The organism is Nocardia yamanashiensis NBRC 100130 (genome assembly GCF_001613325.1).
GTDB classification, from domain to species: Bacteria; Actinomycetota; Actinomycetes; order Mycobacteriales; family Mycobacteriaceae; genus Nocardia; species Nocardia yamanashiensis.
On record NZ_BDCD01000008.1, the window covers coordinates 107,380 to 129,643 of the forward strand.

At 67.8% G+C, this 22,264-nt stretch carries 22 protein-coding genes; 6 read left to right on the forward strand and 16 right to left on the reverse strand.

Annotated elements, in window-relative coordinates:
* Nucleotides 1-55 precede the first annotated feature (55 nt).
* The 5 genes from NY1_RS08735 to NY1_RS08750 form a co-directional block, all read right to left on the reverse strand.
* The gene (locus NY1_RS08735; protein WP_084534785.1) at nucleotides 56-2,074 is read right to left on the reverse strand and encodes a 5-oxoprolinase/urea amidolyase family protein; all 2,019 of its coding nucleotides are present in this window, start codon (nucleotides 2,072-2,074) and stop codon (nucleotides 56-58) included.
* Nucleotides 2,075-2,079: 5 nt separating this feature from the next.
* On the reverse strand, nucleotides 2,080-2,694 hold the full coding sequence (locus tag NY1_RS08740; protein ID WP_067710297.1) for an urea amidolyase associated protein UAAP2: 615 nt from the start codon (nucleotides 2,692-2,694) through the stop codon (nucleotides 2,080-2,082).
* The gene (locus NY1_RS08745) at nucleotides 2,691-3,461 is read right to left on the reverse strand and encodes a DUF1989 domain-containing protein (protein WP_067710299.1); all 771 of its coding nucleotides are present in this window, start codon (nucleotides 3,459-3,461) and stop codon (nucleotides 2,691-2,693) included. Before NY1_RS08745 ends, NY1_RS08740 begins: the two co-directional genes overlap by 4 nt.
* A 79-nt stretch (nucleotides 3,462-3,540) precedes the next feature.
* Nucleotides 3,541-3,681, reverse strand: a complete 141-nt coding sequence (locus NY1_RS42700; RefSeq protein ID WP_157762124.1) for a hypothetical protein — start codon at nucleotides 3,679-3,681, stop codon at nucleotides 3,541-3,543.
* A 35-nt stretch (nucleotides 3,682-3,716) separates the two neighbouring features.
* Nucleotides 3,717-5,261 (reverse strand): amino acid permease, encoded by a 1,545-nt coding sequence (locus NY1_RS08750; RefSeq protein WP_067710301.1) that lies wholly within the window; start codon nucleotides 5,259-5,261, stop codon nucleotides 3,717-3,719.
* Nucleotides 5,262-5,456: 195 nt separating this feature from the next.
* Here NY1_RS08750 and NY1_RS08755 point away from each other — a divergent pair, with 195 nt between their 5' ends.
* Nucleotides 5,457-6,113, forward strand: a complete 657-nt coding sequence (locus NY1_RS08755; protein WP_439956004.1) for a TetR/AcrR family transcriptional regulator — start codon at nucleotides 5,457-5,459, stop codon at nucleotides 6,111-6,113.
* Here the strand turns inward: NY1_RS08755 and NY1_RS08760 are convergent.
* Nucleotides 6,110-7,582, reverse strand: a complete 1,473-nt coding sequence (locus NY1_RS08760) for a TerD family protein (protein WP_067710305.1) — start codon at nucleotides 7,580-7,582, stop codon at nucleotides 6,110-6,112. The two genes, NY1_RS08755 and NY1_RS08760, sit on opposite strands and share 4 nt — an antisense overlap.
* Before the next feature lie 78 nt (nucleotides 7,583-7,660).
* Nucleotides 7,661-9,394 carry a thiamine pyrophosphate-dependent enzyme gene (locus NY1_RS08765; RefSeq protein ID WP_067710308.1) on the reverse strand — a complete coding sequence of 578 codons (1,734 nt, stop codon included), beginning with the start codon at nucleotides 9,392-9,394 and terminating at the stop codon, nucleotides 7,661-7,663.
* Between the two features lie 159 nt (nucleotides 9,395-9,553).
* Here NY1_RS08765 and NY1_RS08770 point away from each other — a divergent pair, with 159 nt between their 5' ends.
* Both NY1_RS08770 and NY1_RS08775 read left to right on the forward strand, forming a co-directional pair.
* On the forward strand, nucleotides 9,554-11,215 hold the full coding sequence (locus NY1_RS08770; RefSeq protein WP_067710310.1) for an MFS transporter: 1,662 nt from the start codon (nucleotides 9,554-9,556) through the stop codon (nucleotides 11,213-11,215).
* A gap of 74 nt (nucleotides 11,216-11,289) precedes the next feature.
* Nucleotides 11,290-12,258, forward strand: coding sequence for an alpha/beta hydrolase (locus tag NY1_RS08775; protein WP_067710408.1), 969 nt, complete (start codon nucleotides 11,290-11,292; stop codon nucleotides 12,256-12,258).
* A 42-nt stretch (nucleotides 12,259-12,300) separates the two neighbouring features.
* Here the strand turns inward: NY1_RS08775 and NY1_RS08780 are convergent, their stop codons facing one another.
* Genes NY1_RS08780 through NY1_RS08790 form a run of 3 tightly spaced genes read right to left on the reverse strand, consistent with a single transcriptional unit; the run spans nucleotide 12,301 to nucleotide 14,730 of the window.
* On the reverse strand, nucleotides 12,301-12,696 hold the full coding sequence (locus NY1_RS08780; RefSeq protein WP_084534786.1) for an NUDIX hydrolase: 396 nt from the start codon (nucleotides 12,694-12,696) through the stop codon (nucleotides 12,301-12,303).
* A complete protein-coding gene (locus NY1_RS08785) occupies nucleotides 12,629-13,792 on the reverse strand; it encodes a hypothetical protein (protein WP_067710314.1) in 1,164 nt (387 codons plus the stop codon). Before NY1_RS08785 ends, NY1_RS08780 begins: the two co-directional genes overlap by 68 nt.
* Complete coding sequence (locus NY1_RS08790) at nucleotides 13,789-14,730, reverse strand: metal-dependent hydrolase (protein ID WP_067710316.1); 942 nt, start codon at nucleotides 14,728-14,730, stop codon at nucleotides 13,789-13,791. The genes NY1_RS08785 and NY1_RS08790 overlap by 4 nt, the downstream gene beginning before the upstream one ends.
* A gap of 150 nt (nucleotides 14,731-14,880) precedes the next feature.
* Here NY1_RS08790 and NY1_RS08795 point away from each other — a divergent pair, with 150 nt between their 5' ends.
* Nucleotides 14,881-15,492 carry a TetR/AcrR family transcriptional regulator gene (locus NY1_RS08795; protein ID WP_067710410.1) on the forward strand — a complete coding sequence of 204 codons (612 nt, stop codon included), beginning with the start codon at nucleotides 14,881-14,883 and terminating at the stop codon, nucleotides 15,490-15,492.
* Here the strand turns inward: NY1_RS08795 and NY1_RS08800 are convergent.
* From NY1_RS08800 to NY1_RS08825, 6 genes are all read right to left on the reverse strand, one after another.
* Complete coding sequence (locus tag NY1_RS08800) at nucleotides 15,489-16,016, reverse strand: hypothetical protein (RefSeq protein ID WP_067710318.1); 528 nt, start codon at nucleotides 16,014-16,016, stop codon at nucleotides 15,489-15,491. The genes NY1_RS08795 and NY1_RS08800 overlap by 4 nt on opposite strands.
* A 57-nt stretch (nucleotides 16,017-16,073) precedes the next feature.
* Nucleotides 16,074-16,871 carry a family 1 encapsulin nanocompartment shell protein gene (locus NY1_RS08805; protein ID WP_067710320.1) on the reverse strand — a complete coding sequence of 266 codons (798 nt, stop codon included), beginning with the start codon at nucleotides 16,869-16,871 and terminating at the stop codon, nucleotides 16,074-16,076.
* A 3-nt stretch (nucleotides 16,872-16,874) separates the two neighbouring features.
* Nucleotides 16,875-17,888, reverse strand: a complete 1,014-nt coding sequence (locus tag NY1_RS08810; protein ID WP_067710322.1) for a Dyp-type peroxidase — start codon at nucleotides 17,886-17,888, stop codon at nucleotides 16,875-16,877.
* A gap of 128 nt (nucleotides 17,889-18,016) precedes the next feature.
* On the reverse strand, nucleotides 18,017-18,343 hold the full coding sequence (locus NY1_RS08815) for a cupin domain-containing protein (RefSeq protein WP_067710324.1): 327 nt from the start codon (nucleotides 18,341-18,343) through the stop codon (nucleotides 18,017-18,019).
* Between the two features lie 106 nt (nucleotides 18,344-18,449).
* A complete protein-coding gene (locus NY1_RS08820) occupies nucleotides 18,450-18,944 on the reverse strand; it encodes a dihydrofolate reductase (protein WP_067710326.1) in 495 nt (164 codons plus the stop codon).
* Entirely contained in the window at nucleotides 18,941-19,747 is an 807-nt protein-coding gene (locus tag NY1_RS08825; protein ID WP_067710328.1) for a thymidylate synthase, read from the reverse strand. Before NY1_RS08825 ends, NY1_RS08820 begins: the two co-directional genes overlap by 4 nt.
* Before the next feature lie 20 nt (nucleotides 19,748-19,767).
* Here NY1_RS08825 and cobF point away from each other — a divergent pair, with 20 nt between their 5' ends.
* A complete protein-coding gene (cobF, locus tag NY1_RS08830) occupies nucleotides 19,768-20,532 on the forward strand; it encodes a precorrin-6A synthase (deacetylating) (RefSeq protein WP_067710330.1) in 765 nt (254 codons plus the stop codon).
* A 108-nt stretch (nucleotides 20,533-20,640) separates the two neighbouring features.
* A complete protein-coding gene (locus tag NY1_RS08835; protein ID WP_067710332.1) occupies nucleotides 20,641-22,263 on the forward strand; it encodes an AMP-binding protein in 1,623 nt (540 codons plus the stop codon).
* Nucleotide 22,264 lies beyond the last annotated feature (1 nt).

Sequence of the window (22,264 nt, forward strand, 5' to 3'; positions counted from 1 at the left end):
GCGGGGCGATGGTCGGTGGAGACGTCGTCTCCGATGCGGTGTACGGGACGAGCCCTCAGGGCTTTTCGGCGAACTCCCCGGCCTGCTGCCAGGAATCGCGTTCGGCGGCAAAGGCTTCGGCTTGTCCCGCGCGGAATTCGGCGATGGAATCCGCATTGTCGGCGAGGAAGTGGCGATAGTCAGCGAGCCGGAATTCCCCCTCCGCGGTCTCGGGTTCCCAGCTCCCGGCGGCGCAATCGGCGCGCAGGTCGCCGAGTTCCTCGGCGGTCACCGGATACCAGCTGATGCGATCGAAATACCGCAGCAGCCAAGGGTCTTCGCCGATTCCGGTGGAGCGGTGATTCCACACCTGGGTGGTGCGGCCGACGAGCTGATACCCGCCGGGGCCCTCCATGCCGTAGATGCAGAGGTACGCGCCGCCGATGCCGACCGCGTTCTCCGGGGTCCAGGTGCGGGCCGGGTTGTACTTGGTGGTCACCAGGCGGTGCCGCGGATCGGTCGGGGTGGCGACGGGCGCGCCGAGGTAGACGTCACCCAGGCCGAGCACCAGGTATTCGGCGGCGAAGACGGTGTCGAAAACCTGGTCCACCGAAGGCAATCCGTTCATACGGCGGATGAACTCGATATTCCACGGGCACCAGGGCGCATCGGACCGAACACCGTGCATGTAGCGCGTGATGGCTTCCTGGATGGTGGGGTCGTCCCAGGACAGCGGCAGTCGCACGGTGCGGCTGGGAACCACCAGTTCGGCGGCCGCCGGGAGATCGGTCTCCACTTCGGCGAGCAGATCCAGCAGCTTGGGGGTGGGAAGCCGGTCCGGGTCGGTGCGTACCTGCAGCGACCGCACGCCCGGCGTCAGCTCGGTGATACCGGGTTCCGACCGTTCCAGCAGCGCCTGATGCAGCGCGTGCACGCGGGCGCGCAATTCGAGATCCAGTGTCAGATCACCGTATTCGATGAGCACGCCGTCATCGCCCTGGCGACGGTAGGTCACCGCGGTGTCCACGCCCTCGCGGCGGCCCAGTACGCCGTCGTCGCCGTCACTGCCCGAGGACAACACGATCGGCCAGGAGGCCCGCCGTTCCGCACCGAGTTCGCGCGGCGAGGCGGCGCGGTCCGCCCGGACGGGGACGAAGCGGACGGTATCGCCGGGGCAGAGCTGCCCCAGCTTCCAGCGTTCGGCGGCCACCACGGTGACGGGGCAGACGAATCCGCCCAGGCTGGGCCCGTCGGGGCCGAGCAGGATGGGGGTGTCGCCGGTGAAGTCCAGCGCGCCGATCGAATACGCGTTGTCGTGAATGTTCGAAGGATGCAACCCGGCTTCGCCGCCGTCGGTGCGCGCCCACTGCGGTTGCGGCCCGACCAGGCGCACGCCGGTCCGATCGGAGTTGAAATGCACCTCGTAATCGGTGCTGATGATGGTGTCGAAGTCGTTGCGCGTGAAGAACTCCGGCGCCCCGTGCGGCCCCTCGGTTACCGCGAGCTCCCAGCGGCGGGTCAGCACCGGCTGATCGTCGCCGGTCACGCCCGCCGTCACCCGGCCCGCGGCCGCGCCCACTTGCAGCACATCGCCCGCGGCCAGCGCCGCACCGGTGCCGCCGCCGAACCGGCCGAGCGTGAAAGTGGACTTGCTGCCGAGGTATTCGGCCACCTCGATGCCGCCCGCGATCAGGATGTAACTGCGCATACCCGGCCCGCGCACCATGCCGACGTCGAGCACGCCGCCCGCCGGCACCAGCACGCTGCGCCACTGCCGAACCGCCGTGCCGTTCACCGTGATCGGCACCGGCGCACCGGTCACGCACACCCAGGTCGGGGCGTCGAAGCGCAGAGCCGGTCCGCCGAGTGTGCACTCCAGCCCGGCCGCGCCTTCGTCATTGCCGAGGGCGCGATTGCCGAGCCGGAAGGACAGGTCGTCCATCGGCCCGGACGGCGGCACGCCGACATGCCAGTAGCCGACGCGCCCCGGCCAGTCCTGAATGGTCGTCTGCATGCCCGGGCGCAGCACCGAGAAGGTTCGCGTGGGGTCCGAATCCTGCTGTGCCACAGAAGTTTCCGAGAGTTGCGGGAGCATCGTCGTCATCGGGTCACCACCATGCGCACCGGCGTCGGGTCGAAACCGTTGCACGGGTTGTTGATCTGCGGGCAATTGGACACCAGCACCAGCGTGTCGATCTCGGCCCGCAGCGTGATGGTCTTGCCGGGCGCGGACAGCCCGTCCACGATGCCGAGCGTCCCGTCCGCCTCCACCGGCACGTTCATGAACCAGTTGATGTTCGACACCAGATCCCGTTTGCCCAGGCCCCATTTCATGCCCTCGGCGAGGAAGTTCTCCACGCACGCGTGCTGATGCCGGGTGTGATGGCCGTAGCGCAGGGTGTTGGATTCCTGCGAGCACGCGCCCGCCACGGTGTCGTGATTGCCGACCTCGTCGGCGACCACCGTCATCAGGGCGGTGCCCGCATCGGTCAGCAGCGTGCTGCCGGTGGTCAGGAAGATATTGCGCTGCGCGGTCACGGTGGCCTGGGCGCTGTAGCGGTCGGCGTGATCGGCGGCCGAGTAGAGCAGGCAGTCCACGGCCTGATTGCCGTGCAGGTCGATGATCTCCAGTTGTTCGCCGGCCCGGACCACGGCCGACCAGGGGGCGTTGGCGGGGACGGTCTCGTCCAGCACGACCGTGCGAGTGGTGATCATACGAGGGCCTCCAGGGTCCGTGCGGTCCAGTCCTGCTCGGTGTTCTCCACCGCGCGCAGGTACTCGGGATCGGAATTGTGCTGCCGGGCCAGGGCTTCCGGATCGGCCCAGGCCACGACGTCCAGTTCGGTGACCGGGCTGGGGTCGAGCGGATGCGGTGCGTTGGCGACCAGCAGGGTCACGGGCAGGTGAACGATCAGCTCGACGGCGGCCCCGGCTCCGGCGCTGCCGGTGGGGGTGAGCCCGCCGTCGGATTCCACGCGGGCACCCCGGAAGAACGTCACGCTCGGGCCGATATCGCGCGGCTCCAAGCCCTGCTTCGACCCCGCCATGCGCAGCTGCTGCCGGGCCAGCGGCGAAGGGCCGCACAGGGTGTCGTGGTGGGCGGAGGTGTCGGCGACGATGGTCGCCAGGATCCGGCCTTGATCGGACAGCAGTGGATGGCCGGGGCCCAGGTATGCCTGCCACGGCACCTTCACGGTGTCGGCGACATTCAGCCGCTCCCAAGGGGATCCGTCACGCAGCAGGAGCAGATGCGCACAGGCCGCGCCCGCCGGATCCGACAGTCGTATCCGGGTGCCCCGGGCGAGTACGACGTTGGCGTAGCCGCCCGACGGAATGCGTTGTGCGAAAGTGACTTTCGCCGAGTCGATGCCGTCCGGCAGTGCCGGGCCGGTGATGTTCGCGGCCGCAGCCTGTGACCGGGCGTGGGCGCGGGCCGCGCCGGTGTCGGCGGTGCCGGGCTGGCTGTTGGCTGTGCTGGTCATGGGGCTCCCTGCGTTGGGTGCTGGTCTGGGATCGGGTGCGTGTGGATTCCGGCTGAGAGCCCGCCGGAATGACGGAGGGTCACGGGCTGGTGAGTTCGGTCCGGGGGCCGAGCCCGCCGCGATTTCGCCAGCGGAGGTAGCCGCGCCGCAACAGGTCGGCGAGCAGCATCGCCAGTTCGGGGCGTCCGCGCATGCGGTAGTCGGGGTCGAGCTCGGCCATCGGATGTCCTTGTGTTCGAGGCGATTACGAATCGATCAGGCGGGTTGAACCGCGGCTTCGGTGACGGCGGCGGTGCGAGCCGGGGTGACCAGGCGATGCACCACGACGCCCACCAGCACGGTGGCGATCACGAAAAGCGGTGCGGCCCAGAGCATCCACCAGCCGCCGCCGGCGGGGGTGTAGACCTCGGCGCGCGGCCAGGCCAGGTTGATCGCCATGGCCAGGCCCCACACCACCGCGACCGCGTTGATCGGGATCCCGTAGCGGCCCAGCGAGAACAGGCCCTCGCCCTGCGCGGCCGGATCGTCGGCGGGCCAGCCCTTGATGCGGCGGATCAGCAGCGGCACGGTGACCAGCAGGTAGGCGAGGTACAGCGTGACGATGCAGACCGAGGCCAGGGTGGCGAAGATGGCGGCATTGCCGAGGTTCAGCACCAGCAGGCCGATGCCGAGCGCGCCGATCACGACGGCGGGCCACACCGGGGTGCCGAAGCGCGGGTGCACGGCGGCGAGCTGCTTGGCGAAGGGCAGGCGGCCGTCGCGGGCCATGGAGAACATCAGGCGCGAGCCGGCGGTCTGAATGGCCAAGGTGCACACCGTGATAGCGCAGGCGACGCACGCCAGCACCACCTTGCCGGCGGGGCTGTCCAGCTTGGCCTCGATCACGTAGGCCAGGCCGCCGGTGCTCAGCGAACCGTCGCTCAGGCTCGGCGCGGCCATCAGCGCGCCGATCAGGATCAGGCCGCCGCCGAGCGCAGAGACCGACAGGGCGGTGAGGATGGTGCGCGGGGCGACGTGGCGCGGGTTCTTGGTTTCCTCGGAAAGCTCACCGGCGGAATCGAATCCGACCATGACGTAGGCGGCCATCAGGCCGGAGACCAGGAAGGCGGCCCAGTACGGTCCGGGCGCGGCCTGATCGGTTTCCAGCACCACGCCCGGTCCGCGATCGGTATGGGTGAAGAACACCGCGATCACCGCGAGCACGCCGATGATCTCGATGGTGACGCCGAGCGAATTGATGCGCGCCATCCAGTCGATGCCGACCACATTGATCAAGGTGGTGACGATGAGCAGGACGCTGCCCAGGATGACCGCGTTCACCGCGCCGTCGTGCGAGGTCAGAGCGCTGTCGGTGCCGTAGAACTGGAAGCCGCTCCAGATCGAGGGCAGCACCACCTGCAGGGCGATGGCGGCCGCGGCGGCGGTGACGATCTGGGCGATGATCATCATCCAGCCGGCGAACCAGCCCACCAGCTCACCGGCCAGATGCCGGGACCACTGGTAGATGCAGCCCGAGATCGGGTAGCGGGCGGCGAGTTCCGCGAAGTTGAGGGCCACCAGGAACTGGCCGGCGAAGACGATCGGCCAGGTCCAGAAGAAGGCCGCGCCGCCGAAGGAGTAACCGAGACCGAAGAATTGGAAGATGGTGGTGAGGATGGAGACGAAGGAGAAACCGGCCGCGAAGGAGGCGTAGCGGCCGAGTTTGCGGTGCAGGACGGGCTGATAGCCGAAGCGTTCGAGGTCGGCGCTGTCGGCGGAGATAGACGGGTCGGGGGCGACGGAGTCGAGGGTGGCGGCCATCGGGGGGCCTTTCGGCGAGCGGCGAATATCTATCGCTTGAAAGTTTTGCGTTCGCGATCGCTCGGCCGGTTATGGCGATGTATCCGTTGGATGGCGGGGCGTAACTTCTGCGTTGCCTGAGTTTCTATCGGATGACAGGAATCTCACGGCCTGGTGAAAGGCGGTGGGATCCCGGGGTGGTACAGAATGAGGGGCGTGACCCAAGTCGGACCCGGACGCCCTCGCCTGGAACCTCGCCGCCGGGCGGGACAGACCCCGCGTGCGGAGATCCTCGATGCGGCGGCGGAATTGTTCACCGCAAACGGGTACGGGAACACCTCGACCCGGATGATCGCGGACGCGGTGGGGATCCGGCAGGCTTCGCTGTATCACCACTTCTCGGCCAAGGACGACATCCTGGATGCGTTGCTGGCCGAAACCATCACCGGGGCATTGGAATTGGCGGAGCGGCTGGCGGGGGTGGCGGCGCCGGCGGTGGTTCGGTTGTATGCGCTGGCGTCCTACGACGTGCGTCAACTGTGCGCCGCCCGTTGGAATTTGGGTGCGCTGTACCTGCTGCCCGAGCTACGCGGGGAACGGTTCGCGGTGTTCCGGGAGCGGCGGAACGAGCTGAGGCGGCATTACGAGCGCCTGGCGGCCGCCGCCATCGTGGAATCCGGGAACCAGGGCGTGCCGGGGGTCGAGCTGCTGCCGTTCCGGATGGTCGAAGCGGTGATCAGCATGCGGTCGGATGAGGGCGGCGCGCCCGAGTACGCCGAGCACCTCATCCCCGACGCCCTGCTGCAGCTATTCGGCAGGCAGGGCGATCGGGACGAGATCCGCAGGGCGGCAGGAGCGCTCGGGGCGGATTAGCTCTTGCCCTTCGAGGTGCCCCACTTCAGGCCCCAGTGGTAGGCCTGATCGACCGCCATCTTGCCCCAGAAACGGTGACCCTCCGGCGGGCGCACGAAGACGCCCTCGCGGCGCACCACCAGCTCGCCGTTCACGTTCTCGATCAGCGCCAGCACCATCTCGCGGGAATCGTCCACGCAGCCACTGACTTCCATCTCGATGGGCGGCGAATTGCGCGGGTACAGGGTGGCGGTGGCGTGCACGCCGCGGAAGTCCTGCGCGCCCTCGTAGAGCGAGGCGAACACCAGGATGCGCTTGAACTTGGCGGTGTTGTCGAGATTGATGGACAGGTTCTCGCCCGCCGCGTTCGCGCCGGTGCGGTCGTCCTTGTCCAGTTCGATGAACGGGGCGCGGTGCAGATTGCCCATGGTGTCGAGCGGGCTGATGCAGCCCTTCGAACCGTCCACCAGCTCCCAGAAGCAGCACAGATCCAGGTCCAGGCCGCCGTTGCCGCCGCGCTTGCGGCCGAACAGGCCGCCGGTCGCGCCGGGGACCATCCAGTTCAGATTGACCCGCATGATGCCGCCGGTCGCGCCCTGCTTGGTCAGCGAGACCGCGGGGGCTTCCTTGGTGAGGGAGATCTTGCCCAGATTCACCGGGGCGCCCGGGGCCGCGCCGGGCGCGGGTGCACCGGGCGGCGGGAACTGGCAGGGCTGGCCGTATTGCCCCGGGGGAGTGGGGAACTGGCCCTGCTGCGGCGGAGTGAACGGCGGCGGCTGCTGGTTGTAACCCTGCGGTGCGTAATTCGGCGGAGGCGGCGGCGGATACGCCGACTGCCCCGGCTGCTGGCCGTAGGGCGGTGGCGGAGGGGCGTAACCCTGTTGCGGCGGAGGGGCATTGAAGCCCTGCTGCGGCGGGGGAGCGTTGTAGCCCTGCTGGGGTGCGGGGGCGGCCTGCTGCGCGGGCGTGCCGGGGTCGTCGACGGTGATGCCGAAATCCGTTGCCAATCCGGCCAGTCCGGACGAGTAGCCCTGGCCGATGGCGCGGAACTTCCAGGCGCCCTGGCGGCGGTACAGCTCGCCGAGCACGAACGCGGTCTCGGAAGTGGCGTCGGTGCTGTCGAAACGGGCCAGTTCGGCGCCGGAGGCGGCATCGAGCACGCGGACGTGCAGGCCCTGCAATTGCGCGAAGGTGCCGCCGTCGGCCGAGGCGGCGATGACGATCGCCTCGATCTGCGGTTCCACCTGGGCCAGGTGCACCGTCAGCGCGTCGATGGTCTGCGGGCCCGGGCGCTTGCCGTCGTGGCGGACCGCGCCCGAGGCGTGGGCGGGCTGGTTGTAGAAGACGAAGTCGCTGTCGGACCGCACCTTCCCATTGGCCAGCAGGAGCGCCGAGGCGTCCGCGTCGGGTCGCCCGCCGGGGCCGGCCTGCCACCCCAGCTCGACCCGGACCGCGGTCGCCGCAACCGGAACGTTGGAACCCTTCATCATCGACACTCATAGAACGTATCCGATTCGGACATGCCCCGTCATGAGCTACGGGAGGTCCTCTTGACGAAGGGTGACCGCTCAGAGGAGGCGGATGTTGTGGGTGGCGGTGGCTATTACGTCGTCGAGGTCGCCGTGGAGGGTTTGTTTGGCCATGCTGAGGGTGAAGCCTTCGGCGGTTTCGGCGGGGACGTGGCCGGGTAGGGCCAGGGCGTATTTGTCGACGAGGACGTCAAGGACGACGGGGCCGGTCTTGTGGGACAGGGCTGCTCGGACGGCGGAGCGGAGGTCGCCGGGGTCTTCGACGCGGATGCCTTTGGCGCCCATGGCTTCCGCGACCTTGGCGAAGTCGGGGTTCTGGAAGTCGGTGCCGAAGGGGACGAAACCGGCTTCCTGCTGCTCGATATTGACGAAATCGAGCATGCTGTTGTTGAGGACGACGTGCACCACGGGGGTTTTGCGTTGCACTTCGGTGAGCAGGTCGCCGAGGCCGAGCATGGTGAAGCCGCCGTCGCCGCAGAGGGCGATGGTCTGGCGGCCGGGGAAGGACAGCTGCGCCCCGAAGGCATTGGGGGAGGCATTGGCCATCGACGCCCAGGAGAACGAGCCGAACAGGCGGCGGTTCGGTCCGTAGTGGATGTGCCGGGCCGCCCAGATCACGGCGGTGCCGGTGTCGGCGAAGAACAGCGCGTCGTCGGCCGCTTCCGCGTCGAGGATCGAGGCCAGGTATTCCGGCCGGATCGGTTTCAGGTCCGGGCCTTTGGTGACGTAGTGCTGCATCCGTTCGACGAAATGCTCGGTCTCCTTGACGCATTTCTTCAGGAAACGATCGCTCGACTTGGCCTGCACCAGCGGCAGCAAAGCCTGCACGGTGGTCCGCACATCACCGATGACGGCCAGTTCCAAGGGAATTCGCCGCCCCAGATGCTTGGGTTTGCGATCCACCTGAATGGTCTTGACCTTGCTGTGCGGCAGGAAGTTCGCGAACGGGAAGTCGGTGCCGAGCATGAGCAGCACATCGCATTTGTTCACCGCCTCCCAGCACCCGCCGTACCCGACCAGCCCGGTCATGCCGACGGCATTGGGATTGTCGTATTCCAGCCACTGCTTGCCTTTGAGGCTGTAGCCGACCGGCGCGTTCAGCTTGAACGCCAGCTCCCGCACCTCCGCCCCGGCCTCCGCGCAGCCGTCACCGCCGAAAATGGCGATCTTGCTCCCGGCGTCGATGAGATCGGCCATGGCGCGCAGGTCCTCGTCGGCCGCGCGCGGCACCTTGGTCGATGGAACGGCCACGCGCAGCGCGGTTTTCGGCGCGTCATGGGTCGCCACGTCACCGGGCAGCGAGATCACCGTCGGCCCGCGATCGGCGATGGCCACCGTCACCGCCGTGCTCACCACCTGATGCAGCTGCCCCGCGTTCACGATCCGCCCGATGTACAGGGCGGCGGCATCGAAGAACTTGTACGGGTTCAATTCCTCGACGGTGCTGGTGTCCAGCAGGCTGGTCTCGCTGTCGCCCGCCACCGCGATCACCGCCGCGCCCTCCTTGCGGGCATCGAGCAGGCCGTTGATCAGGTGCGTCACGCCCGGCCCGGCGGTGCCGCAGACCGCGACCGGCCGCCCGGTGAGCACCGATTCCGCGACCGCCGCGAACACCCCGTACTCCTCGTGGCGGACGTGTACGAATTCGATCTCCCAATTGCGGCGCAGGGCGTCGATGACCGGATTCAGGGCATCGCCCACAATGCCGTAACAGCGCCGGACCCCGGCGGAAACCAGCATCTCCCACAAGCCATCGGCGACGTTCTTGACCATGGTGCCCCTCTCGTGAAAGTGGAGAGCAAACATGTAGCAGCGTCATAAATGTCTGGTTATCGGTAGACTCTACCGGGTTCCGCGAGCCTTTCTCAGAAGTCGGCGAATGTGCAGCACCATGGTTCTGGACGGCTGTCCTCGAGCAAGTGGGAGCAATCGATGACCGAAACAGGGCCCGAAGTTCCGGAACTCGGGCGCAAGAAGTGGATCGCGCTCGGAGTCCTCGCGCTGGGGCTCTCCATGGTGGTGCTCGACGGCACCATCGTCGCGGTCTCACTGCCGGTCATCATCGACGACCTGAACCTGAATTTCACTCAGGCGCAATGGATCACCAGCATCTACGCGGTGGTGCTGGCGGCGTTGCTGATCACCAGCGGGCGGCTCGGGGACCGCCTGGGGCGGCGCAATATCTTCGCCGTCGGCGTGCTGATCTTCCTCGCCGGCAGCGTGCTGTCGGCGGTCGCGACCAGCGCCTGGCCGCTGATCCTGGGCCGGGTGGTGCAGGGCATCGGCGCGGCCGGGGTGATGCCGGGGACGCTGGCCACCATGAACGCCATCTTCCGGGGCCGGGACCGGATCATCGCCTTCGCGGTGTGGGGTTCGGTCATCTCCGGCGTGGCCGCCATCGGCCCGCTGGTCGGCGGCTGGCTGACCACGTACTACACCTGGCCGTGGATCTTCCTCGTGAACATCCCGCTGGGCGTCGTGGTGCTGATCGGCCTGGTGCTGTTCGTGCCGGAGACCCGCATGGGGAAGGCCGCGCCCGGGCTCGACGTGGACGGGTTCCTGCTCAGCGCAGCCGGTTTCGCGCTGCTGGTGTTCGCGCTCATCGAAGGCCAGACCTACGGCTGGTGGAAGCCGCTGCGGGAATTCCCGCTGGCCGGCTGGACCTGGCCGGACACCGCCCCGATCTCGCCGATTCCGGTGCTGCTGGCGCTCGGCCTGCTCGCGCTGGTGCTGTTCCTGCGCTGGGAGAAGCACCGCATGCTGATCGGCCGCTCGGCGCTGCTGGACCCGGCGCTGTTCGATATCCCCAGTTTCCGATGGGGGAACATCACCGCGTTCCTGGTCGCGCTCGGCGAATTCGGTCTGCTGTTCGTGCTGCCGCTGTTCATGGTGAACGTGCTCGGATTGTCCACGCTCGGAGCGGGTTACGTGCTCGCGGCGATGGCGGTCGGCGCGTTCCTGGCGGCCGGCGTGGCCGAAGGGCTGGTGCGCAAGTACGGGCCGGTGCGGGTGGTGCAGCTCGGCCTGGGCTTCGAGGCGGTCGCGGTGGCGGCGGCCGCGCTCTTCGTCACCCCGCACATCTCCGGCTGGTGGCTGGCGGTGCTGCTGGTCGGCTACGGCATCGGCCTCGGGATGGCCTCCGCGCAGCTGACCGGCACCGTGCTGGCCGATGTGCCGCCGCGGCAGTCAGGCCAGGGCTCGGCCACCCAGAGCACGGTGCGGCAGGTCGGTTCGGCCATGGGCACCGCCGTGCTCGGCGCGCTGCTGTCCGCGGCGCTCGGTCAGGATCTGGCCAAACGCCTGGCCGAGGTGCCGGATCTGCCGCAGAAGGCCGCCGACGCCGCCGAGACCGCCACCCGGGAATCCGCGGGCGGGGCCATCGCCGGGCTGCGCGCGCACGACGGCGCCGCCGCGGTCGTGGACGCGCTGTCCAGGGGCTTCACCGACGCCACCCGCACCACGCTGCTGGCCGCAGCCGTCTTCCTGCTGATCGGCCTGGCCGCCGCCACCCGCATTCCGAACAAGGGCGCGGCGGCCGTGGCGGCCATCGAAAAGCCGGGTGACACGCCGGAGCCCAAGAGTAATACCCCCTGAGGCACAACAGGATTGGCGCGGGTTCGGTACCTTAACCTGTGGGAAAGGTGGGAGGTACCCGGGTGGACATCGCAATGCGGTCCGGAAAACAACGCGCGCTGCGCAAGGCCGTCACCGTGCTGGCCAGCGCGCTACTGCTGTCCTCGGGCGGCGTGATCGCCTCGGCGGCACCGGTTCACGCGCCGGTCAAGCAGACGCCATCGGGCGGCACCCAGGACCTGTGGGTGCCCTCCAGCATGGGGAACATCAAGGTCCAGGTGCAGTGGGCGGCGCGCGGCGGCAGTTCGGCGCTCTACGTGCTGGACGGGCTGCGCGCGCCCGGCGACCACAGCCAGTGGACGACCGACACCGACGCGCTGCGCCAATTCGCGGGCGACGATGTGACTTTGGTGTTCCCCGTCGGCGGGCACTCCAGCTTCTATACCGACTGGTACCGCGCCAGCAGTACCAACGGCCAGACCACCACGTACAAGTGGGAAACGTTCCTCACCCGGGAATTGCCGGACTATCTGGCGGGTTTCGGCGTCTCCCGTACCCGGAACGCCATCGTGGGCGCGTCCATGGGCGGCAATGCCGCCATGATCCTCGCCGCCTACCACCGTGACCAGTTCAAGTTCGCCGGGTCCTTCTCGGGCTACCTGAACCCGACCTTCCCGCTCTGGAACGAAGCCATGCGCGCGGCCATGTGGGACGAGGGCAGGTTCAACGTGGACGATATGTGGGGTCCGAGCAGTAACCCGGCCTGGAGCCGCAATGACGCTGTCGCACAGGCCGAAAGGCTGCGCGGACTACCGATGTACGTGTGGTCCGGGAACGGCGTCCCCACCGCCGCCGACCTGAGCAATACGGTCGTCAACACCGTGAACGCCATGGGCTTGGAAGCTATGACGCTGACCGCGTCCCAGATCTTCCAGAGCCGGCTGGCGGCGCTGGGCATCAGCGCCCGGGTGGAACTCGGCGCGGGCACCCACACCTGGCCCTACTGGCAGCAGGCCCTGGCCAATGCGCGTCCGATGATCCTGGATGCGTTGAACGCGCACTGAACTCGACGGCGAGGCGGCTCGGCGGGCGGGTGAGACCGCTCCTCAGTCGATGAGTTCCAGTGCGTGCAGCCGCTGGAACACCAGCAGCGAACCCGGGGCGACATGCGGCATGTTCGCGTACTCGTGCAGGGTGAACCAGCGCAGTTCGGCGATCTCACCGGAGGGCCGCGGCTCTTCGGTGAGCTCACCCAGATAGCAGGTCATGTGCAGGCGGGTGCCGGGCGCGTGCCCGTACGCCTCGGCTTCGAAGATCCCCAGCTCGGTCACCCCGACCGTGCCCACCCCGAGTTCCTCGCGAATCTCACGGTGCAGAGCCGATTCCGGGGTCTCGCCCGGATCGATCTTCCCGCCCGCCATGTAGAAGACGTCCTTACCGGTGGACCGGGTCTGCAACAGACGACGGTCCCGGATGTGTGCCAGTGCCGCGGTGCGAATCACCCGGCACAGTGTAGGCCGCCGCCACGACGGCGATGGCGACCGCGTAGCAAGCCAGGACGTACCAGATATTTCCGATCGGATCGCCCGCGCTGGTCACACCGTCCACGGCGTCCAGGAAATCGGGCAGCGCGGTGGCCCACAGCAGTGCGAAGACGACCAGGTACAGCACGCTGTAGCCGAGCATGACCGGATCGGAGTAGCGCGGGACGTCCCCGGTCGCCGCGCGCAGCCGCACCCACTGCCGGTACAGCAGCGGAACGGCGGCCACCGTGATGAGCACCAGTTCGGCCGCGTAGAGCACGCCGCGCACGGTATCGCTGCCCGCGCCGAACACGGTCGCCGGAAGCGGCAGCAGGAAGGTGCCGACCGAGGCCAGCAGGCCGATCACGATTGTGCGCCAGGTCAATTCGAGCCCGGTGAGCCGCCGCCCGCCGTCGGCGTGCCGGCCCACCATCCAGTACACGCAGAACGCGAGCGACATCGGCCACAGCGCCGCGAACACCACCACGCTGCCGGTCGGCACCGAATCGAACATGGGCAGGTTCAGCGGATTCGTGGTCGTCCACTCCCACCAGCGCAACTGCGGTCCGAGATGATCGAAGATCTCGTAGAAGGCGTGATGCACGAAGCCCACGCACACCGCCCCGGCGAGCGCGCCGTACTGCCGGAAAACGCCCAGGGTGCGGACGATTTCGTAGGCCACGGTCGCCATGAACGGATAGATGGCCACGATGTAGAGCGGCAGCCGGCCCCACAGGAAGTCCACCGTGAACACATTGTGCGCGAACATGGTGTCCACCTGGTCCTCGATACCGAAGGCCGCCGGAAAGTACAGCGGCGGTTCGATGATGAACAGGTAGGCGGTCGCGCCGAACCACAGCGCCAGATTGGTCGGATCGCCGTACCGGCGCCACCGCACGACGGCCAGCGCCAGCGCCAGGATCGAGCCCACGATGATCGTGAGCTCCAGCACCGGCAGCGTCCAGTTCTCCAAGCCGAACGGATTGCGGAACTCGATCAGCCCGCCGGCCTCCTCACACGAGAAGCCCAGGCGGGTCGCGAGTTCCGAGAAGGTGGTGGCACAGTGCTCGCTCATGATTTCGCTCCGGAGGTGAGCAGCGCGTCGGTGGCGTACCAGTGCGCGACGTCGTGACCGGCGGCGTAGCGATCGAACCAGACGTCCGCGAGGGCGGGCAGGTTCTCGTGCGCCGGATCGTGTTTCGGCAACTGGCTGCGGATGATGCCCTTGAGCGCGATCAGCTGCTCACCCAGCGGCAGGTCGTCGAACGCGCGCGTCATGGGCCCGAAATCGGGGGTGCGCAGCCACGGCAGCCATTTGCTCAGGGCCTTCTTGTTGCGGTACGTCCCGAACATGGACAGCGAGTCGATCCGCCGATCCTCCAGCGGCACATGCTCGTTGAAGCCGGCGCAGGCGATCCGGATCACCTTCAGCACGTGCGCGAAGATCGACGGCGCGACCCGCATCCGGTACAGATCGCTGCCCACCACCGAATCGAAGATGATCAGCGCCGAGCTGCGGTGCTCCACCTCTTCGACGAAATGCCAGATGAACAGTGATGCCACCCGGTCGTCGCCGGGCCGGAACAGGCTGGCCTCGTTGTCGAGCATGAGCTTGAACACCGAGGTGAAGGTGGCCTCCAGATCCGCGGTGTAGGCCAGCCGGTACTTCAGCGGCTTGTGCTCGGTCAGCTCGTCGAACTCCGCGATCACCGCGTCGAGGGTGTCCTGCAGGCCCGGGTACCGCCGGATCAGCGCCCGCACGTGCTGGCGGTGCGCGCCCGAATGCTGGCCCTCCTGCCGCATGAAAGCGTCCGCCTCGTCGGCGACTTCGGGGTCGGTGATCTGCGGCTTCAACTGCAGAATCATCTTCACGATCATCTTCTCGAAACCGATGGCCAGGAACGACACCGCATTGGCCATGCTCGAGAAGGCCGGGTTCGTCTCGTTCCACAGGAACGGTACGTCGTGGTCCTCGAACGCGAAATCCATCTTTCGCACAACAAGATCCGTCATTTTCGGCGATACCTCATCTTCCGGAGGCGGGCTGGTTCCGGGTGACCATACAAACATACATGGCTATGTACAAGTGTATGATTACAATCGCGCAGGTAGCGGGCGAATCCCGTGGCAAATGAGCGGCGCGGCGCCTGCTACGGTCGGGCGGTGGCACGCAGGCGCGGGTGGGGCGGCAGTCCGCCGGACAGTGACGAGGAGGCATCGCGCCGAATCGTCGATGCCGCAGTCGAACTCATCGGCCGCACCGGCGCGGAGATCAGCATCGCCGATGTGGCCGAATCGCTCGGGGTCATCCGGCAGACGGTGTACCGGTACTTCCCGAGCGCGGACGCCCTCATGCGGGCCTCGGCCATCGCCTCGGTCGCCGGATTCCTGGATCGGCTCGCCGCGCAGGTGCGCGGGATCGAGGATCCGGCCGACGCCATGACCGACGCCGCCGTCTTCACGCTGGCCGAGGTGCGGCGGACGCCGCACCTGGGGATTCTGCTGACGGCGAGCTATTCGAAGGCCGATCCGGACGGCATCACCTCCGACGAGGCGCAGGCCTTCGGCATGACCATGATCCGGCGCTTCGACGTCGACTGGGAGAGCTACGGCTACGACGACGAATCACTGCACGAGCTGGTCGAATTCGTGCTGCGCACCATGCAGTCGTTCTTCGTCTCGCCGGGGCATCCGCCGCGCACCGACGCCGAACTGCGCCGGTACCTGCGGCGCTGGATGGGCGCGGCCATTCTCGCGCAGGCGACGGCCGGCTAGGTGACCGACGGCGGCGCGATCCGCCAGTGCCGCACCAGCGCGTCGGCGATCTCCGGGAGAATCGTCACCGGGATCTTCTTCTGCCGCAGCATGGTCCGAATCTCATTGACCTGCTCGCGTTTCCGCATGTCGTAGGCGTTCGCGACGGGACGCACCACCGGAGGGATGGACAGCAGCACCAGTTCCTGATGCGGCTCGTCGCCGCCGTTCAGGTCCAGCGCCAGCGACCAGCGCGACTTCTCGTCCAGGGCGAAGCGCGCGGCCACCACCCGATCCCAATCGATGGTCGAGGCCCGCCACGGGGTGCGGCGCTCGATGCGCTGATCGGTCAGCACCAGCACATCGCGGCCGAAGAGCAGGATGAGCAGCGCGCCGCCGGCCGCCAGGCCCAGCAGCAGGCCGGTGAACACCCGGTTCAAGCTGAACAGGGCGACGACCGCGCCGCAGATCAGCGCGGTCGTCAGCACCGCGGTGGTCAGATACAACGCCGATCGGCGTCCCGACACCACACCCGCACGCACCATTCGCCTACCGCCCTCCCGCACTGTGTTGCGGGACACACCGTACCCGGTGGTGCGGTACTACGCTTCGAGCGCTACCGCGGCCTCGGCGGTGTAGACCAGGAAGGTCAGGCTCTCCTGGAAGTACAGCTGTACCGATTCGGCATCGTGCGCGAGATAGCCGATGGACAGGTCCTGGCCCAGCTGGAGATCGAAATCGCCGCCGCGCGTGGACAATACGAACGCCCCGTCGATGGCGGGCGCCCAGATGATCTCGCCGTCGATGAGCCGCTCGATATGGGTGCGGATCGGGTGGCCGTGGTCGGAGGTCTCCGACACCGCGGTGTACAGATCGGCGGACAGCAGCACCGAGTACGGCCCGTCCACGCCCGCCAGCCGCAGCTTGCTCAGCGCCTGCGCGACGGCCTCCGGCGCGAGGGTGGGATCGCCGGGCAGCTTGACCGGTTCGCAATCGGTGCTGGCCCGGATGCCGGCGATACCGGCCGCCGCGTAACCCTCGAAGATGGCGCGATCCTCGGCGAAGGCGATCTTCTTGGCGGCGTCCTTCACCGCGTCCAGATCGGCGTCCTGCGCGCCGCGCTCGATATTGTCCAGCTCCTCGCGGGACAGCGTGAACGGCACCCGCAACTCGACCAGCGGCACCACCACGCGCTGGCGGGCCTGCACGCCCTCGGCGGGAGCGGAGATGGCAGTGGTGCGGCCGCGCCCGACCGCGGAGAAGTCCGCGCCGTGCGGCCCGGACAGATCGACCACGCGACGGCCGGCGATGTGCCGCTTGAAGGTACGGGTCGCCTCTTCCTCGATGGCGGCCCACGCCTCGGAGGTGATCGGCGCCAGTTCGCGATGGAGGTTGTTCATGCCTCAGCTCCTTTTCAGAGTGCCGATACCCAGCGATCCGTTGTTCGATGACATACCAACACCATTGCTTTCCGAAGATTCCCGCACCGCGGCGGCCGGAGCGGGCGCGTCGGGGAGGGCGTCGAAGAAGGCATTGGGCGGCGTGAAGAACAGCGTGCCGGTGACGGCGGTCGAGAAATCGAGAATGCGGTCGTAGGCGGCGTCGGGACTGCCCAGGAACATGCGCTCGAGCATGCCCTCGGTGACCGCGGGGGTGGCCGCGTAGGCGATGTAGTAGGTGCCGAACACACCGTCGGCCACGCTGCCGAACGGCATATTGGCGCGCACGATGGTGCCGTTGTCGTCCTGATCGTTCACGGCCACATGGGAATTGAGCGGCTTGTCGGCGTCGTCCAGCTCGTAGTCGTCGAGTTTGGTGCGGCCGATGACGCGCTCCTGCTCGGCGGTGGAGAGCGCCTTCCAGGCGTCCAGGTCGTGCAGGTACTTCTGCACGATGACGTAACTGCCGCCGGTGAATTCGGGATCCTCGGGGCCGATCAGGCCCACGGCGGCGGCCAGCTGGCCTTCGGGGTTCTCGGTGCCGTCCACGAAACCGAGCAGGTCGCGCTGCTCGAAATAACGGAAGCCGACGGTCTCGTCGACGATGGTGGCTGCGCCGGAGAGCTTTTCGGCGATCTTCATGGCCAGCTCGAAGGCGGCGTCCTGGGCTTCGGCCTTGATGTGGAACAGCAGGTCGCCGGGAGTGGCGGGGGCCTGGTGCTTTTCACCGGCATAACCCGGGAACTCGTGCAGCTGCGCGGGTTTCGGTCCGGCGAAGAGGCGATCCCAGGCCGCGGACCCGATGCTGGTGATACAGGCCAGTCCGGAACCGGGTAAGCGGAAGCCGACCGAGCGGCGCAGGCCGGGCAGGTCTGCCAGCAGATCGCGGACCGCCGCCTCACCGCCCTCGTCGATGGTGGCGACCAGGAACATCGCGGCGGGCGAAAGCGGGTCGAGAAGCGGCTGTGGCTCAACCATGGGCTCCAGCCTAGAGGGCTGGGCCGACAGACCGGTTGCCCGGTTGCCTACGTGTTGCGATCCCCACTTCGCGGGGGAGGTTCGAGCCCTCCGGGGCTCGGGGGGCGAACCCCCCCGAAAAGCCCCGCTTACTTGGCGACCGTCAGCAGAAACGCCACGTCGTCAATGGCTTTCACGCTGTGGCGGGCGTTCGGGATAACGATCAGGTCTCCGGCGGAGCCCTTCCATTCGTTCGCGCCGCTGATGAGGGTGAGAACACCGTTGAGGACGAGCAGGGTCGCCTCGCCCGGGTTCTCGTGCTCGGCCAGGCTCTGCCCCGCCGTCAGCGCGATCACGGTTTGCCGGAGGCTGTGGGTGTGGCCCCCGTAGATGGTGAGGGAGCTGCGTCCGCTCGATGCCGAAGCCGCCAGCTTGAGCTGCTGGCGAGCGACCGCGGTCAGCGATTTCTTGTCCATGGACTGCCTTTCGCCGGAATATCGCTGAGTATGCCCGACGAGGTCCGAACCATTCGGCTGTTTGGCAGGTGTGTATGCAGGTTTTGGCGAACGCGGAACGTCCGCGTTATCGGTTCTCGCGCGTATAACGCCGGATGCGATAACGCAGACCCTTGCTGGATTCCCGCCACGGTTCCTCATCGGCGTGCCACTCCGCACCGATGCCCGGGGCGTGGCAATCGCCGTCGATCTCCGCGTCCACCTCGGTGATTCGCAGTTCGGTGGCGAAAGGCATTGCGGCCCGGTAGATCTCGCCGCCGCCCATCACCCAGACGGTGTCGTCGCCGGCGAGTTCGAAGGCGTCCTCCAGCGATCCGGCCCGCTCCGCGCCCTCGGCCGACCAGTCGGCTTGCCGCGTCACGACGATATTGCGGCGGCCTTCCAGTGGTCGGAACCGCGCGGGCAGCGAATCCCAGGTCCGCCGCCCCATCACCACCGGATGCCCCCACGTCACATCCTTGAAGTGCGCCATGTCCTCCGGCACTCGCCAGGGAATGGTGTTGTCGAGCCCGATCACCCCGTCCGGTGTCTGCGCCCAGATCAGGCCAACCCTACGGCTCACACCGCCACCGGCGCCTTGATCGCCGGATGATGCTGGTAATCCACGATTTCCACATCCTCGTACGCGTAATCGAACAGCGTCGGCGCCGGCCGCAGGTTCAGCTTCGGGAACGGGTAGGGCTCCCGGCTCAACTGCTCGCGCACCTGCTCCACATGGTTGTCGTAGATGTGCACATCGCCGCCGGTCCAGATGAAATCGCCGGGCAGCAGCTCGGTCTGCTGCGCCACCATCTGGGTCAGCAGGGCATAGCTGGCGATATTGAACGGCACGCCCAGGAACAGGTCCGCGCTGCGCTGATACAGCTGGCAGGACAGCTTCCCGTCGGCCACGTAGAACTGGAAGAAGGCGTGGCACGGCGCCAGCGCCATCTTGTCCAGCTCGGCGACGTTCCACGCGGACACCAGGATCCGGCGTGAATCCGGATCGGTGCGCAGCGTCTGCAGCACCTGCGAGATCTGATCGATGTGGGTGCCGTCCGGCGTCGGCCAGGACCGCCACTGCACGCCGTAGACCGGACCCAGTTCGCCGTCGCGGTCGGCCCATTCGTCCCAGATGCTGACCCCGTGCTCCTGCAGCCACTTCACGTTCGAATCGCCGCGCAGGAACCACAGCAACTCGTACACGATCGACTTCAGATGCACCTTCTTCGTGGTCACCAGCGGAAACCCCTGGGAGAGGTCGTAGCGCAATTGGTGGCCGAAGATGCTGCGGGTGCCGGTGCCGGTCCGATCCGCCTTAGGGGTGCCGTGCTCCAGCACCAGTCGGAGCAGGTCCTCGTACTGGGTGTCTCGGGCGCTCTCCACGCCTGGCAAGCTTACGCACCGTGCGAAAGCTGTTTGTGATCGGAATCGGAGCGGGGGATCCGGACCAGGTGACGGTGCAGGCCATCAAGGCCATGCGCCAGGTGGATGTGTTCTTCGTCATCGGCAAGGGCGCCGAGAAGCAGGAGCTGGTGGACGTGCGGACGGCCATCCTGGCCGAGCATGTGCCGCAGCCCCACCGGCTGGTCGAGATCGCCGATCCGCCGCGCGACCGGACGGTGCCGGGCAGCGGGGCCGATGCCGCCTATCGCGGGGTGGTCGAGGACTGGCACGAGCGCCGGGCCGAGCTCCTGGAACAGGCCTTCGCCGAGACCGACGGGGTGGGCGGCATTCTCGTATGGGGTGATCCGTCGCTGTACGACAGCACGCTGCGGATCGTCGAACGGGTGCTGGAGCGCGAGCGCATCCATTTCGACTACCAGGTGATTCCGGGGATCACCAGCGTGCAGGCGCTGGCGGCGGCGCATCGGATGGTGTTGCACGAGATCGGCGAACCGGTGCACATCACCACCGGGCGGCGGCTGCGCGAGGAAGGTCTGGCCGCGGGGCAGTCCAGTCTGGTCATGCTCGACGGCGACACCTCCTTCACCGAGGTTCCGGGGGACGACCTCTATATCTGGTGGGGCGCGTATCTGGGGATGCCGGACGAGGTGATCGTGGAGGGCCCGCTGCGGGTGGTGGAGCAGCGGATCGTGCGCCGCCGGGCCGCCCTGCGCGAGCGCAAGGGCTGGATCATGGATATCTACCTGCTGCGGCGCGCGAAATAGGTGACCGCCGCGGCCCTTGACTTGCTACTGGCGCACCGTCAATAGTCGGTCGATGGTGTTGTGCGGGTCACACCGTGGTGGCCCGCCGCGTGCAGCGGGAGGTACGGCATGGCAACCCCGATCGAACGGGCCGGGCAACTACGCGACGAATACGGTGCGGCGGACGCGAACGCGGCCGAACTGCTGTGCGATCGGCATCCCGCCGGCGCCGTGGCCTTCAGTTTCGTGCAACCCGATCTGTCCAGCGTGGACGTGACCTTCGGGGAATTGCGGGAACGCTCCGAACGGGTGGCCGCCGGGCTGCTGGAACTCGGTATGCGCGAAGGGGATCGGGTCGCCACCCTGATGGGCAAATCGCAGGAGCTGGTGGTGGCGCTGCTGGCGATCTGGCGGATCGGGGCGGTGCACGTGCCGCTGTTCACCGCCTTCGCGCCCGGGGCGATCGCCATGCGGGTCAACGGGAACGGCACGACGCTGGTCATCACCGATGGGGCGCAGCGGGCGAAACTGGAACCGAGTCAGGATCTGCCGGCCGAGCGGGACTGGCGAATCGTCACCACGGGGGAGCCGGCCGGTGACGATATCGCCTTCGGGGAACTGCTCGAAAACACCGGTGCCGCACCGAAATCCGTGACCATCGGCGGGGACGGGGTGCTGGTCGAGCTGTTCACCTCGGGGACCACCGGCGCGCCCAAGGCGGTGCCGATGCGGCTGGCCGGGATGGCGGGCGTGGTCATGTATCTCGAATACGGGATCGATTACGCCGACGGGGACGTGTTCTGGAATATCGCTGACCCGGGCTGGGCGTACGGGCTCTACATCGCGATTCTCGCGCCGATGGCGACCGGCCGGCGCAGCCTGTTGCTGTGTGCGCCTTTCGAACCCGCGCTGACGTGGCGGGTGCTGCAGCATTTCGGCGTCACCAATTTCGCGGCCGCGCCCACCGTGTACCGCGCGCTGCGCAACGCGCCCGTGCCGGACGGGCTTGTGTTGCGGCACCTGTCCTCGGCGGGCGAGCCGCTCACGCCGGATGTGATCACCTGGTCGAAACAGGCGCTGGGCGTGGAGATCCGGGACCACTACGGGCAGACCGAGACCGGGATGACGGTGGTCAACGCCTGGCATCCGGATCTGATCGATGAGATCAAGACGGGATCCATGGGGCATCCGATGCCGGGCTACACCGTCGAGATCCTGGGCTTGGAATCGGATGAGCCCGCGGCCGTCGGTACCGCGGGGCGGGTGGCCATCGCGACCGACAGTCCGCTGCTCACCTTCCGCGGGTACCGCAATGCGCCGGAGCGGTCCGCTGCTCGGTTTACCGCTGACGGGCGCTGGTATGTGACCGGTGACGTGGCGTCGCGGGATGCGAACGGGTACTTCACCTTCGCCTCGCGGGACGACGATGTCATTCTCATGGCCGGTTACCGGATCGGCCCGTTCGAGGTGGAAAGCGTTCTCACCGGCCATGATTCGATCGCCGAGGCCGCGGTGATCGGGGTGCCGGACGAATTGCGCGGCGAGGTGCTGATCGCCATCGCCGTCACCGCGCCGGGCATCACCCCGGACGCCGACCTGACCGGCGAGCTCCAGCAACTCGTGAAGCAGAAGCTCGCCGCGCACGTCTACCCGCGCCGCATCCACTACCTCCCCGAACTGCCGAAGACACCCAGCGGGAAGGTGCAGCGCTTCCTGCTGCGCCGGCAGTTCGAGACCGGTGAACCGGTGTAGC